Consider the following 12,555-nt stretch of genomic DNA (forward strand, 5'->3'; position numbering starts at 1 on the left):
ATGGCCAAGATGACCGTCAAACGCACGGCCAGGGCGTGGTCCTACAAAGAGCAGTTGCGTGAGATCCTTGATCGAAAGCAGATCAACGTTGTGCGAACCATGCTGGAWCACTGGTGCACATGCGTGATGCGCTCCAAGGTCGAACCGATGAAGGACGTTGCCAAGATGATCCGCGCTCATATGGAAGGCATCGTGGCCTGGGCGCAGACACGCCAGACCAACGGATTCCTCGAAGCCATCAACGGTTTGTTCCAGGCATCCAAGCGTCGTGCGCGTGGGTTTACGCGAATCACAACGATCAAGACTGTCATCTTCTTGATCGCCGGGAGACTCGACTTCCACGCTATCAATCCTCATGCTGGGCAACCCACTTGAAATTCATCAGAGCCCAAAAAGAGGTTTGATCGGATTGTTTGAGGCCGATTGGCCAGGCCAGCAACCTTGTCCATTGGATGAAAGACCACGATGGGTTGTTCATTGAATGTGCTTATTCGGCCCGTGATGGGCTTGATTTGGTGACTGGTGGAATTGTTCTAGTGACTTTGGTCATCGTGCAGTGACTGGTCAAAAAAAACTGGTCTGAAAACTAGCCTAAAAACTGGCCTGGAAACTAGCCAGAAGACTGGCCGGAAGACTGGACAAAAAACTACCCCAGAAATAATGGGAACTACCCCAGAAACCAGAGCGACTACCCTGGAAACCACAAGAAAACATCCAGAAAACCACAAGAAAACACCAAGAAACTACCAAAGAAACGACCAAGGAAAGCCAATGTTAGAGCCCAACGACATGAAAGAACTGAATGCCTTGGTTGCGCAACTGGCTGCCATCCGCGCCCAAGTCAAGGCCCAAGGCGGCTTTGTGGGCGACCGTGATCTGCACCAATGCCCCGCCTGCGGACTGATGGAGGATGTGCTGTGTGGCGGCAAGCTGGTGACTTATTGGCGGCAATCGGCCCAGCCCGTGGACACGGGTTTGCGCTTCAAAGAAGTCGGGGCCCATCAACTGGCTTGCCCGTGTTGCGGGTGTGTGTTGTGATCTACAACTTCTTCGTGTTTGCGGGCATTGACTTCATTGACGTGAAGTTTTTTTGACTTGTCGAGCACCGCTGCTTGACGGGCGGCGGTGTGCTGGTGTTGGTGGGCGTGTTGCTACTGTGCATCGACATCATCAAAACCGCTTTGTTCGCCTGCGGCTCGGTGGCCGAGCAATTGCTGTCCATCGTGCTGCTGCTGGCGTGCAGCATTCAGGTGGTCATTTGGCCCGCAGTGCGCACCGGGTGGTATGTGCTGCTGCTGGCCTTGCAAGCCACCGATGTGGTGGCCTCGCTGGTGGTGTCTTTGCAGACCAATGGCAAAGATGTGTATGTGAGTCGATGATGCGGTTCGGTTTTATGCCATGTGCAGCTAGAGGCGCCATCGCCCCACGAGCATCACAGGGCCGCAGTTTTGCCCAAATCGGCGAAGTTGCTGATCTTCACCGAGCCGTCCGGAAAGCGGGCGACGATATCCAACTCCCCACCCATGGCCTCGATGTGGCTGCGCAAGGTTGAGAGGTACATATCGGTACGCTTCTCGATCTTGGCAATGGAGGGCTGCTGGACATGCAGCACTTCGGCGAGCATCTTTTGTGACAAGCCTCGGGCCTGACGCAGTTCGTTCAAGGGCATTTCGGCCAACATGGTCTTTGCCACAGCATCGGCGCGTTGAAGCGCCTCAGGCTTCATCTGTGCGCGAAGATCAGAAAATTTCTTAGCCATGGGTCTTTCCTTCCTTTCGAAGTTGTTCGATGTGTTCGTCATAAAGACGATCCGCCAGCGGGACATTCACGACATACCAGCGAGCATCACCTGGCCACGCTGATCTGCTCTTCTTCAGACAATCCAGCCCACCAATCGCCAAACTCGTCTGTGTATTCAACTTCCCATTTCATGGCGTCAACATAACTTTCATGGAATATTCCGTCAAGGGAATTAATTTAAACATTTCAACCCCGATGCGAATTGCTTCCGCGATTGTCGCGACGTTGTGGCGACAATTGATTTGCCTCTATTTTGAAAAGATGAGCCCATGCAAACTCCCCCCAACTCCCTGGCCGCTCTGATCCAAGCCGTGGCCTTTGCCGCCGACAAGCACCGCAACCAAAGGCGCAAAGATGCCGAGGCTTCGCCCTATATCAACCATCCGATTGCGCTGGCCAATGTGTTGGCCAACGAGGGCGGCGTGCAGGATGTGACGGTGCTTTGCGCCGCCGTGCTGCACGACACCATCGAGGACACCGAGACCACGGCCGACGAGCTGCGGGCCTTGTTTGGCGATCAGGTGGCGTCTGTGGTGCTGGAGGTGACCGACGACAAGTCGCTCGACAAGGCCGTGCGCAAGCAGCTGCAGATCGAGCACGCGCCGCACATTTCGCCCCAGGCCCAGTTGGTCAAGCTGGCCGACAAGATCAGCAATGTGCGCGACATCCTGGCCTCGCCACCCGCCGATTGGTCGCCTGAGCGCAAACAGGCCTACTTCGACTGGGCTGCTGCCGTGGTCGCAGGTCTGCGCGGCGTGCATCCGGGGTTAGAGGAGGTGTTTGATGGGCTGTATGCGCGGAGGTTGGGGGCGGGGTGATTCGGCGGATTCGTCTCGAGGGTGCTGGCGAATTGGGTTGGATCGGCTTTCAAGTCTTGACCCAGCACCCCATTAAAAAAGGGGCAACACCTGGCGGTGTGCCCCTGTCATTTAAGCGTGCGGTCCTCAGCGTGCGTCGTACACCGCTTTCTCGAAATCGAGGTACAGCGGCAGCGACTTGTGATCGGCAAACGGGAAGATTTGCGTGAGGTAGACCCCCGCCAGCCCGTTTGTGGGGTCGATCCAGTAGTAGGAGTTGGCCAGACCCGCCCACATCATGCCGCCTGCCGGGCGACCGGTGGGGGCGGCCTCGTGGTTGATCTGGAATGCCAGGCTCCAGCTCTTGGGCACACCGGGGAAGAATTCGGCGTCATTGGTCAAGGGGATGGCCGCTTTGAGGTTGTAGACGCGGCAGTCCCCCATGTGGTTCACGCCCAGCGAGGCCGCTCCCTCGGGGGTGATGATGCGCTCGCCGCCCAACTGTCCACCATTGAGCACCATGCGCAAAAAGCGCAGGTAATCCCCGGCCGTGCCGTACAGGCCGCCGCCGCCCATCTCGAACTCGGGCTCCTGCGGAATCTCGAAGGGAAACACCGCCAACTGCCCATCGGGTCCACGCAAATGGGGCGAGGCCAGGCGCTGGCGCATGTCGTCCGAGATGCGAAAGGCCGTGCTGTTCATGCCCAGCGGTCCCAGGATGTTGTCTTTCAGGTACTGGCCCAGGGTCTGGCCGCTGGCGGCCTCGATCATCTTGCCGGCCCAGTCGATGTTGATGCCGTACTCCCAGGCCTCACCTGGATCGAACAGCAAAGGCAAAGTCAGCGCCTTGTTTTTGCATTCGGTCACGCTGGGAATGCCTTGCGCGGCCTGCACCTTTTGCATGTCGGTGTTCCAGATTTCGTAGCTGAAACCGGCCGAGTGCGTGAGCAACTGGCGCAGCGTGATGTCGCGTTTGGGGGGGCGGGTGGTGGGTTGGCCGTTGGCATCAAAACCCGTGAGCACGCCCACCTGGCCCAGTTGGGGGCACACGTTTTTGGCCGGTTCATCGAGCTTGAGCAAGCCCCGCTCCACGCACTGCAAGGCGGCCACCGAGGTGATGGCCTTGGTCATGGAGGCGATCCAGCCGACCGTGTCGGTGGTCATGGCCGTACCCGAGCCCAAGGCCCGCTCACCGAAAGCGCCCTCGTAAATCACGCCCTCGCGGTTGGCCACCAGGGCCACCACGCCGGGCACATCGCCGCGCTGCACACCCTGCGAAAGCACGGCACCGATCTTGTCTTGCATACCCATGTATTCACTCCTGAAAAAAAAGGCAAGGGACTTCAAGTTAAGGCGCCACCGCCTGGTAACAAACAAGGAAAACCCGCGAAACCGCGCCTTTGGAGCCTGTACAGGGCGGTCTTTTTTGTAAGCAGTTGTGACAGTGCGGGTGTCAGCCTGAATGCACCGTGCCCCCATGTATCGGGCATTCAACGGGTGAGGCAAGCAAGACTTTCATGCCGGATCAGGCACGCCTGCGCACGACCGACACCACCAGCGTGATGATCGTCAGCGGCAACACAAAACTCAGCATCACGTTGCTGAAGGCGCCCAGCGCGTCGTGCTGCTGCGCCGCCAAAATCAGGTAGGCGACATAGGCCACGTAATAACCGATAAAGACCCCACCTTCCCAGCGAGCGATCTCGCCCCCGGTGATGAACATGGGCAGGCAAGCCAGTGCCACGGCCAACATGACCCAGATGTCGAAAGCCAGCAAAGACGGTGCCACCACCAGGCCCGCGCCGCCCGCCACCACACCGCTGAGCCCTAAGCATCCCAAAATGTTGAAGATGTTGCTGCCCACCACATTGCCCACGGCAATGTCGCGCTCGCCCTTAAGGGCTGCCGCGATTGAAGTGGCCACCTCGGGCATGGAGGTGCCCGCCGCCACGATGGTCAGCGCAATCACCACATCGCTCACGCCCAGCGCCTTGGCAAAGACCACCGCCGCGCCCACCAGCCAGTCCGAGCCCAGCACCAGCAAAGCCAAACCCACGGCGATCAGCGCCAACTGCGCGGGCAGCTTGGCATCCCACGCGCCCGCAGGCGAGGCCTGCAACTCGGCCTCGAACTCGTCAATGCCTTGCGCCGAAGATTGGGCTGAGGCCTTGTCTGTTGCGGTTTCGCGGCGCGACTGAACCACCAAAAAGCCGGTGTAAAGCACCATCAAGGTCACCAACGCCAGGCTCTCTGCCAAATTCAGTCGGCCGTCCATCGCCATCAAGGCCATGAGCAAGCTCACGCCAAACATGATGGGCACTTCCTGGCGGATCAGCTGACGGTGCACCACCAGTGGCACGATCAAAGCACTCAAGCCCAGGATGAACAAAACGTTGAAGATGTTGCTGCCCACCACGTTGCCAATGGCCATGTCGGTCTTGCCCTCCAGCACAGAGGCCACCGACACCGCCACCTCGGGCGCACTGGTGCCAAAGGCTACGATGGTCAAGCCCACCACCAAGGGCGAAATGCCAAACGACAGCGCCAGCTTGCTCGCGCCACGCACCAGCAAATTGGCCCCCACCACCAGACAAACCAGCCCGGCGACAAACAACAGCAAGTGGATCATTGGAACGCCCCCTCAAAGACATGAGGGGATGAGCATAACCAGCATCGGGATTGGCTTGAAGACTTTGAAAAACCCGACGGACACACAAATCGGGTTTTTTACATTTTTGCCCTGGCCCTGTGACGTTTGTCCGTCACGCAGGAACAGACCGGGTTCTCGAAGTGTTGCCTTCCGTACTGAAGGCCCATCACCAGCTGGCCGGGCGCAAAACCTTGCGGAGCCTGTGATGAGCGAGTTGTTGATTGACCAGACCGAGGGGGCAAAACCCAGATCACGGTGGTGCTGAAAAAGCCACTCTTTGACAGACAAACAAGCAGCTGACCGAGCTGCTCGATCAGACCAAGGGCACGCTCAGCGAGCACATCCAACACATTTTTGAGGATGGGGAGTTGACGCCTGCCGCACTGTTTGTTGATTCAGAACAGTTCAATAAGCAGGCATCCGAATCGGCTGCCCCGACTCCAGCAAGTCCAGCACCTGCTGCATGACTTGGGGGCCTGAGGCGGAGTAGGGGTCGAAGTCGGGGTGGTGCAGTTTGACCATGGGGTCGTCCACCGACAGGTGCACCAGGGCCATGGACCATTGGCCAAAGCGGCGTTCGTGGATTTCTTCGTAGTGCAGGATGTCCACGTCCTGATGGCGTGTGTCGGCACTGATGCGGCGGTACAGCGCGTTGACCTTGCTGCGCTCGCCTTCAATCACCTGAAAGAAAAAGCCTTGACCTTGGCACAGCACACCCGTGATGCCTTGCGCGGCGTTGTGGGCTTGGGCTTGCGCCAAGATGGTGGTGGTCATCGTGGTGGTTTGTGGGCCGACGGCGCGGCTCACGTACAGCAGGCGCACATTGATGCTGTGGCTGGGCACCCTCATGGGTTTTGACGCAGTGCGTTGCGGTCCAGGCGCTCGGTTTCGCGGCGCTCGAACAGGTTGAGCATCCAGGCCACGCGTTGGGGCATGGCCCGGTTCGGAAAGTACGCTTTGTTGCCGGTTTGCTGGGCGGCGTCGCGGCAGCCTTGCACCAGGCCCACGATGGCGGCCAGCGGCGCGGGGCTGTGGTCGGCCACGCGGATCCAGTGCACCTGGGTCCAGGCGCTGGCCAGCAGCATGAGCTTGCGTGTGGTGCTCACAACCGTGCGCTTGTTGACCGAGTCCAGGCCTTCGCGGCGCAGCTGGTGGCCGATTTCGGCGTAGATCATGCTGGCCGCGCAAATGGCGGCGCGGCAGTCGGGCGGCAGCGCGGCAATGCCCGAATGCGCTTGCTTGTACAGGCGGTCGGCTTCGTCGAGCAAACGCGCCACCACCTGTGCAATGGCGGGGGTGAAGCTGGGCTGGGCCATCCAGGCTTCGGGCTGAACACCGGCTTCCACCAGCCAGCGGCGCGGCAGGTACAGGCGGCCGATGCTGGCATCGTGCCCCACGTCGCGCGCGATGTTGGTGAGCTGCATGGCCACACCCAACTCGCAGGCACGGGCCAGCGTGTCCATGCTTTGTGGGCCCATGATCCAACTCATCATCGCGCCCACACTGCCCGCCACGCGGGCGCCATAGGCGTGCAGGTCTTCGATGCTGTCGTAGCTGCGGCCGCCGGCGTCCCAGGCAAAGCCTTCGATGAGGGCGTCCAGCAAATGGCGCGGCAGTTTGTACTGCTGCACCACTAGGCTGAGCGCGTGGTCTTCCACATGGTCATGTGGGGTGCCGGCATAGATGGCGTCCAGGCGCTCTTGCAGCACATCGAGCGGGGTGTCGCCCGCAGCGGCTTCGTCCACCAGGTCGTCGGCCACACGGCAAAAGGCGTAAAGCGCGATGGCCGCTGTGCGCACACGCGGCGGCAGCAGGCGGCTGGCGGCAAAAAAGGTTTTGGAGCCGCCCTGCATCATGGCCACGCAGGCCTGCAGGTCTTGCGAGTCGAAGTCGAGTTCTTGCAAACTCACGGCGTTGGGGGTGCGTTCAGACCTTGACATGGGGGACCACCGTTTCCAAAGCTTTGGCCGACATGAGCACACCCGGCACGCCCGCGCCCGGGTGCGTGCTGGCGCCCACCACAAACAAGCCCGGCACGTCTTCGCTGCGGTTGTGCGGACGGAACCACGCGCTTTGCAGCAGCAAAGGCTCCAGACCAAAGCCTGCGCCTTTGTAAGACCACAAGTTGTCCTGAAAATCTTGCGGTGTGCTGACCTTGCTGGTCACGATGCAGTCGCGCAGACCGGGCAACACGCTGGCCTCCAGGCTCTCGGCAATGGCCGCGCGGTAGGTCTCGGCAAAGGCGGGCCAGTCGGTGCCGCTGTCCAGGTGCGGCACGGGCGAGAGCACATAAAAGGTGTCGCAGCCTTCGGGCGCCAAAGAGGGGTCGGTCGCGGTGGGGCGGTGAAGGTACAGGCTGAAGTCGTCCGCCAGTTTGTGCTTGTTGAAGATGTCTTGCAGCAGGCCTTTGTAGCGCGGGCCCAGCACCATCATGTGGTGCGGCACGTCTTTGTACTGCTTGGAGGTACCGAAGTACCAAACGAACAGGCCCATGGAGTACTTGCCGTTGGCGATCTTGCGGTCGGTCCACACGCGGCGGTGCTGGGGGGCCACCAGGTTTTTGTAGGTCCAGGCGGTGTCGCCGTTGCTGACCACGATGTCGGCGGGCACGAACTCACCGCTTTGCAGTTCGACGCCACAGGCACGGCCGTTTTCGATGCGAATTTGCGTGACGGGTGCGTTGCAACGCAGCGGCACGCCGCGTTCTTCCAGCAGGCCGACCAATCCTTTGACAATCGCCCCAGTGCCGCCCATGGCCGAGTGCACGCCCCAGGTGCGTTCCAGCGAGTTGATGAGGGCGTAGGCGCAGGTCACGGCAAAGGGGTTGCCGCCGATCAGCAGCGGGTGAAAGCTCATCACGATGCGCAGCTTGTCGTTGCGCATGTGCTTGGCCACCAGGCTGTACAGGCTGCGCCAAGCGCCCATGCGCAAGAAGTCGGGGATGGCGGCCATCAGGTCGCTGACTTTGTCAAAAGCCATGTCCCCCATGCCTTCAAAACCCAGCGTCTTGCAGCGCTCGGCTTCTTCCAAAAAGCGTTCGTAGCCCGGCAGGTCATCGGGTTCAAAGCGGGCGACTTCGGCGCGCATGTGCTCGGGGTCGCCGTTGTAGTCGAACCAAGTGCCGTCAGAAAATCGCACGCGGTAAAACGGGTCCATGGCGACCAGTTTCACGTCGCCCGCAAAGCTTTTGCCGCACAGCGCCCACAGCTCTTCAAGCAAAAAAGGCGCGGTGATGATGGTGGGGCCCGCATCAAAGGTGAAGCCGTCCTGGTGGTGCACATAGGCGCGGCCACCGGGGGCGTCGAGTTTTTCAAAGACCTTGACCTCGTAGCCTTTGACGCTCAGGCGAATCGCTGCAGCCAGGCCGCCAAAACCGCTGCCAATGACCACCGCCACCGGGCGCTGGCGCAGCGTGGAGGGTGTGCTCAGATCCGTGCCCGTGGGTGCGGCTGGAATGCCGAAACCTTCAGAGCGGTAAGCGTGTGTGATGGTGTTCATGGTGGGCCTTCAAGGGGGTGTGGTCAAAGCCGGTTTGGTGGTCTGGCCCATGGCCCAACCCCACAGCCGCTCCAGTGGCCAAGGAAAAATCATGATGATGTGTTCAACGATCGCGAGGCCCAGCAAAGTGGCCAGCATGACCCAGCCGGTGGTGATGGCCACCGCGCCTTGTTGCGCCAGCCAAACCAACCAGAACCAGGTGCCCATGGCCACGCCCATCGACAGCACGAACCACAGCGACATGCCGCTGGTGGTTCGGAAATAACTGGCGAGGTATTTGAGGTGATCGGGCAGGTATTGCGCGCCGTTTTGTGGCACGCCAAAAAACAAATTCAGTTTGGCCGACAGGCGCATGCACCACAGCAGCGCAAAGGTGCAAATGGCCACATGGCTGGGCTGACGCTCTTGCATCCACCAGAGCACGGCGAAGTTGGCCAGCAAGGCCAGCTCGTGGTAGAGCATGACTTGCACAGATTGCACAAAACGCGGCCATCCCGTGGTTCCGGGGTCCAATGGGGTTTTGCGCGGACCGGTGATCCAGCCGGTCAAAAAGGCCAGCTCGTGCCAACCCCACATGACAATCACGCTGCCAAAGGCGAGGTAGGCGTTGAACACGCTGACCTCTTGCATGCTGTGGGCGACGCCCCAAAAACTTAAAGCCAAGAGCACCGTCCAGCCGGCCAGGCTGAAACGGAAGCTGCGCGCAGGCAGCCGGTCGAGCCACAGGATCACGCCCGTGCCGAGCCACCAGCACAGGGCCGTGAACACGCAGGCCCAAACGACTTCAGTCACCATGCCGGTTCCATGCGCACCTGGGGCGACAGGTCTTGGGCAATCACGGGCATGAAGTACAGGCGGGCAAAGGTGGCGGCGGCTTTCACAGCGCACACGCCTTGCTGCAATTTACCCACCACGCCGCCGCGGGTCTTGGCTTTGGCCATGGCTTGCGACAGGGCAAACAGGCGCTCCAGACCCCGGCGGAAGTCGGGTTTGTCGGTGTCGAGCGCCAAAGGGAAGACCTGCTTGGTGATCTCGGTGGTGATGCGGAACACCTGGTAGTCGTACTCGCTCGAATCCAGGCCCATGGCTTCGTGCAGCATGGGTCGGGTGTGGTCACGCACGTACATGGTGGCGTACACGGCCAGCAAGAAAAAGCGAATCCAGAGCTTGTTGCCGCCGCTGAGCAACTTGGGGTTGGCGCGCATGATCAGCGCAAACGATTCGCCATGGCGGAACTCGTCGTTGCACCACAGCTCGAACCAGCGAAAGATGGGGTGAAAGCGTTTTTCGGGGTGCTTTTCGAGTTGGCGGAAGATGGTGATGTAGCGGGCGTAACCGATCTTTTCCGACAGGTAGGTCGCGTAGTAAATGTATTTGGGCTTGAAGAAGGTGTATTTCTTGGTGCGCTTCAAGTTGCCCAGGTCGATGCCTAAGTTGAAGTCGCGCAGCGACAGGTTGATGAAGCCCGCATGGCGCGATTCGTCGCGTGCCAAATAGGTCATCAGCTGCTTGATGTCGGGGTTGGTGACGTTCTTGCGGATCTCGTTGTAAAGCACACAACCGGAAAACTCCGACGTGAGGGAGCTGACCAGAAAGTCCATGAATTCCTGGCGCATTTCGGGTGACAGGCTGGCCATGCCAGAGGCGACTTCGCCCGCAAATGCTTCGTCGCGCTGGAAGTGGTCGTGGTTGTTGTCGCCCTCGTACTCGGCCATCATCCTGTCCCATTCGGCGCGCACCGGCTCGACGCTGATGCGGTCCATGGCAGCGAAGTCGGTGGTGTAAAAGCGCGGACTGATCATGTCGTCGTGCACGGCTTTTTTGTTGGCGTCTTCAGCGGTTTCGATGGTGTGGACAACGGTGGCGGTCATGGGGTTCTCCGGTGCAGAAAAATTCAAGGTCAGGGGGCTGTTGGGCCGGCCAGTCTCAGACTGGCAAACACCGCCGCGTTGCTGGGCCCAAAGGACTCCAGGTCAATGCGCTGGCCGGTGCTGGGGTCTTGCAAGGTCAGGCGGCCATCGGTGCGGCCGATCAACAAAAAGGGGGCTTCTTTGCCCAGGCTTTCGCGCTGGCGTTCACGGGCCAGTGCGCGCAAGGTGCTGCGCAAAAAGCCTTGCTCGCCAGAAAACACAGCCACTTTTTGCCCGGTGCGGTGGTCCATCACGGCGATGTCGCCACTGGGCAGGTCGCGAAACTGCAGGTCGCGCTGCCACTGCACGGCAGCGTCGGGTGTGCGCGGGTCCAGGCCCGACCAGCGGGCCAGGCCCACGGCCACCAGCATGGCCAGCAGCATCACGCCGATCCAGGCCATGGGCCGGTTCAGGCCCTGGGCCTGAGGCGTTTTGCGGCTGGGCTGCCAGTCGTGTTGGGGCAGGGTGTTCATGCCAGCATGCCGTGCTTGGGTGTATGGGTGGTGCTGACGGGAACGTCTCCCAAGTGCAGGCTTTGGCCCGCACGTTCGGCACGCCACAGGTTCAGCAGTTGCTCGCCGACTTGTTGGCTGTCCGGCACGCAGCGCAAAGTGGGCTGGGGTTGTGTCACATGCCAAGCGCGCTGGTGTGGCCACAGGTGGGCCCAGCCGATGCGGTCTTCGGGGTGCAAGGCCAGCGCGATGTCTCCCGTGCCCGCGCCTTGGGTCTTGAGTGATGCACCCGCGATGCGTTTGAAGGGCAGGTTGAAGGTCAGCGTGAGCACGATGCCGATGCGCATGACCACGCGCTTGTTGGTGAGGGTGTAGAGCGTGCTGCGCGCCGACATCCAGGCCGTGCCCAAGAGGAGCGCCAAGGCCAGGGCATAGAGGCTGGCGGCCACGACCAGAGGTTTCCAATCCACCCGTCCCTCGGGCGCCGTGAGGTTGATGGCCTGCACCGCGAGCATGAGCGCGAAGTACAGCGCGACCTTGCGCACATGGAAGGCGTGGATGGCCAGGCGCTTCCAGTCGGGTGCGCCCTGCCAGACCACGCGCTCGCCCGGGGGCAGGGCGCTGGGCAGGCCTGGGGCGGCTTCCCACTCGTGTTCGTGGGTGGCTTTCATATGATGGGTTCCTGACGCTCAGGGGTGGCGTACAAGGTGCCCGCGCCGTAGTAGGCGGTGATTTTTTCTTCTTCGAGCAAGGTGATCTGCTCGTTCGATTTGGTTTGCGGCACATTCACAAACTGGTGGCCCAAAATGGCCTGCACATGCGTGCCGTCTTTTTTGATGCGCGCAAACGTCATGGGCAGCAGCACGCGTTTATCTGAGCCTGCCAGTTGCACTTCGGCGTAACGGAACATCATCTCCATGCGGTCAACCCAAAGGTCCACCACGGTGCCCGCCACCACCTTGTCAGCGCCCCAAACGGGCAAACCACGCGGGTCCACGTCCTGTTTGGCCACCGAATGGTCAGCCGCTACGCGCAGGGGCACGATTTTGGGGTGACCGTGTGGGTCCGCATCGGGGATGTCGGCGCGCATGGCCCAGGCGCCTGGGCCCACGCCTGCCAGCAGGGGGTCGCCCACGGGTTCCAGCGGTGCGCCATTCCAGCCGTGGGTGGGCTGCGCACTGTACTCACCATCGGGTCGTGCCAAATCGGGCGACAAGTAAGTGTGGCCGTCTTGTGTTTTGAACGTCTTGGGTTCGGGCACGGGTGGCCAGCCTTCGATCTTGGGACCGTTTTCGCGGCCCGAATCCATGGGGTAACCCTCGCGGTGGTTTTCACGCAAGAGGTAGTAAATCAGACCCGCAAAGAATGCCCAAAACATGTACAACACGATTTGGGCCACATCGATGTACTGGGTGATTGCGCCTGTTTCCATGGCTGTTCTCCTTCAA

The 12,555-nt window shown here is 60.7% G+C and carries 15 protein-coding genes; 4 read left to right on the top strand and 11 right to left on the bottom strand.

Features of this window, described 5'->3' with window-relative positions:
* The 3 genes from AMM33_RS09115 to AMM33_RS09125 all read left to right on the top strand — a co-directional run.
* Positions 1–375 (top strand): transposase (locus tag AMM33_RS09115; protein ID WP_194945354.1); only part of this gene is annotated, 375 nt, incomplete at its 5' end.
* Positions 376–771: 396 nt separating this feature from the next.
* Positions 772–1,038, top strand: a complete 267-nt coding sequence (locus AMM33_RS09120; RefSeq protein WP_194945355.1) for a hypothetical protein — start codon at positions 772–774, stop codon at positions 1,036–1,038.
* 74 nt (positions 1,039–1,112) lie between these two features.
* Positions 1,113–1,379: a hypothetical protein gene (locus AMM33_RS09125; protein ID WP_090140597.1), complete on the top strand. Its 267-nt coding sequence runs from the start codon at positions 1,113–1,115 to the stop codon at positions 1,377–1,379.
* Positions 1,380–1,432: 53 nt separating this feature from the next.
* Here AMM33_RS09125 and AMM33_RS09130 read toward each other — a convergent pair whose 3' ends face one another.
* On the bottom strand, positions 1,433–1,759 hold the full coding sequence (locus AMM33_RS09130; protein WP_090140600.1) for an XRE family transcriptional regulator: 327 nt from the start codon (positions 1,757–1,759) through the stop codon (positions 1,433–1,435).
* A gap of 310 nt (positions 1,760–2,069) precedes the next feature.
* On the opposite strand from AMM33_RS09130, the gene AMM33_RS09140 reads away from it, so the two are divergent.
* Positions 2,070–2,618, top strand: a complete 549-nt coding sequence (locus AMM33_RS09140) for an HD domain-containing protein (RefSeq protein ID WP_369802424.1) — start codon at positions 2,070–2,072, stop codon at positions 2,616–2,618.
* A 126-nt stretch (positions 2,619–2,744) separates the two neighbouring features.
* Here the strand turns inward: AMM33_RS09140 and AMM33_RS09145 are convergent, their stop codons facing one another.
* The 10 genes from AMM33_RS09145 to puhA all read right to left on the bottom strand — a co-directional run bounded on the left by AMM33_RS09145 (position 2,745) and on the right by puhA (position 12,539).
* Positions 2,745–3,908, bottom strand: a complete 1,164-nt coding sequence (locus tag AMM33_RS09145) for a serine hydrolase domain-containing protein (protein WP_090140602.1) — start codon at positions 3,906–3,908, stop codon at positions 2,745–2,747.
* 214 nt (positions 3,909–4,122) lie between these two features.
* Positions 4,123–5,223 carry a calcium/sodium antiporter gene (locus AMM33_RS09150; protein WP_090140727.1) on the bottom strand — a complete coding sequence of 367 codons (1,101 nt, stop codon included), beginning with the start codon at positions 5,221–5,223 and terminating at the stop codon, positions 4,123–4,125.
* 429 nt (positions 5,224–5,652) lie between these two features.
* The gene (locus tag AMM33_RS09155) at positions 5,653–6,096 is read right to left on the bottom strand and encodes a BLUF domain-containing protein (protein ID WP_090140606.1); all 444 of its coding nucleotides are present in this window, start codon (positions 6,094–6,096) and stop codon (positions 5,653–5,655) included.
* The gene (locus tag AMM33_RS09160) at positions 6,093–7,187 is read right to left on the bottom strand and encodes a phytoene/squalene synthase family protein (RefSeq protein ID WP_090140609.1); all 1,095 of its coding nucleotides are present in this window, start codon (positions 7,185–7,187) and stop codon (positions 6,093–6,095) included. Before AMM33_RS09160 ends, AMM33_RS09155 begins: the two co-directional genes overlap by 4 nt.
* Entirely contained in the window at positions 7,174–8,745 is a 1,572-nt protein-coding gene (locus AMM33_RS09165; protein WP_228768040.1) for a phytoene desaturase, read from the bottom strand. The genes AMM33_RS09160 and AMM33_RS09165 overlap by 14 nt, the downstream gene beginning before the upstream one ends.
* Positions 8,746–8,754: 9 nt before the next feature.
* Positions 8,755–9,540 carry a putative photosynthetic complex assembly protein PuhE gene (puhE, locus tag AMM33_RS09170; protein ID WP_090140611.1) on the bottom strand — a complete coding sequence of 262 codons (786 nt, stop codon included), beginning with the start codon at positions 9,538–9,540 and terminating at the stop codon, positions 8,755–8,757.
* Positions 9,534–10,616, bottom strand: coding sequence for a magnesium-protoporphyrin IX monomethyl ester (oxidative) cyclase (acsF, locus tag AMM33_RS09175; protein WP_090140613.1), 1,083 nt, complete (start codon positions 10,614–10,616; stop codon positions 9,534–9,536). The genes puhE and acsF overlap by 7 nt, the downstream gene beginning before the upstream one ends.
* A 29-nt stretch (positions 10,617–10,645) precedes the next feature.
* Positions 10,646–11,128 carry a photosynthetic complex assembly protein PuhC gene (gene puhC, locus AMM33_RS09180; RefSeq protein WP_090140615.1) on the bottom strand — a complete coding sequence of 161 codons (483 nt, stop codon included), beginning with the start codon at positions 11,126–11,128 and terminating at the stop codon, positions 10,646–10,648.
* The gene (puhB, locus tag AMM33_RS09185; RefSeq protein ID WP_090140617.1) at positions 11,125–11,778 is read right to left on the bottom strand and encodes a photosynthetic complex putative assembly protein PuhB; all 654 of its coding nucleotides are present in this window, start codon (positions 11,776–11,778) and stop codon (positions 11,125–11,127) included. Before puhB ends, puhC begins: the two co-directional genes overlap by 4 nt.
* The gene (puhA, locus tag AMM33_RS09190) at positions 11,775–12,539 is read right to left on the bottom strand and encodes a photosynthetic reaction center subunit H (protein ID WP_090140621.1); all 765 of its coding nucleotides are present in this window, start codon (positions 12,537–12,539) and stop codon (positions 11,775–11,777) included. The genes puhB and puhA overlap by 4 nt, the downstream gene beginning before the upstream one ends.
* Positions 12,540–12,555: the final 16 nt, after the last annotated feature.

This window comes from Limnohabitans sp. DM1, from assembly GCF_001269385.1.
GTDB lineage: Bacteria > Pseudomonadota > Gammaproteobacteria > Burkholderiales > Burkholderiaceae_C > Limnohabitans_A.

What these genes read in the sequence shown, in the direction of transcription:
- AMM33_RS09120 (WP_194945355.1), top strand. Translation starts at nt 772, where the DNA reads ATGTTAGAGCCCAACGACATGAAAGAACTGAATGCCTTGGTTGCGCAA.
- AMM33_RS09130 (WP_090140600.1), bottom strand. Translation starts at nt 1,759, where the DNA reads ATGGCTAAGAAATTTTCTGATCTTCGCGCACAGATGAAGCCTGAGGCG.
- AMM33_RS09140 (WP_369802424.1), top strand. Translation starts at nt 2,070, where the DNA reads ATGCAAACTCCCCCCAACTCCCTGGCCGCTCTGATCCAAGCCGTGGCC.
- AMM33_RS09145 (WP_090140602.1), bottom strand. Translation starts at nt 3,908, where the DNA reads ATGGGTATGCAAGACAAGATCGGTGCCGTGCTTTCGCAGGGTGTGCAG.
- AMM33_RS09155 (WP_090140606.1), bottom strand. Translation starts at nt 6,096, where the DNA reads ATGAGGGTGCCCAGCCACAGCATCAATGTGCGCCTGCTGTACGTGAGC.
- AMM33_RS09160 (WP_090140609.1), bottom strand. Translation starts at nt 7,187, where the DNA reads ATGTCAAGGTCTGAACGCACCCCCAACGCCGTGAGTTTGCAAGAACTC.
- AMM33_RS09165 (WP_228768040.1), bottom strand. Translation starts at nt 8,745, where the DNA reads ATGAACACCATCACACACGCTTACCGCTCTGAAGGTTTCGGCATTCCA.
- puhE (WP_090140611.1), bottom strand. Translation starts at nt 9,540, where the DNA reads ATGGTGACTGAAGTCGTTTGGGCCTGCGTGTTCACGGCCCTGTGCTGG.
- acsF (WP_090140613.1), bottom strand. Translation starts at nt 10,616, where the DNA reads ATGACCGCCACCGTTGTCCACACCATCGAAACCGCTGAAGACGCCAAC.
- puhC (WP_090140615.1), bottom strand. Translation starts at nt 11,128, where the DNA reads ATGAACACCCTGCCCCAACACGACTGGCAGCCCAGCCGCAAAACGCCT.
- puhB (WP_090140617.1), bottom strand. Translation starts at nt 11,778, where the DNA reads ATGAAAGCCACCCACGAACACGAGTGGGAAGCCGCCCCAGGCCTGCCC.
- puhA (WP_090140621.1), bottom strand. Translation starts at nt 12,539, where the DNA reads ATGGAAACAGGCGCAATCACCCAGTACATCGATGTGGCCCAAATCGTG.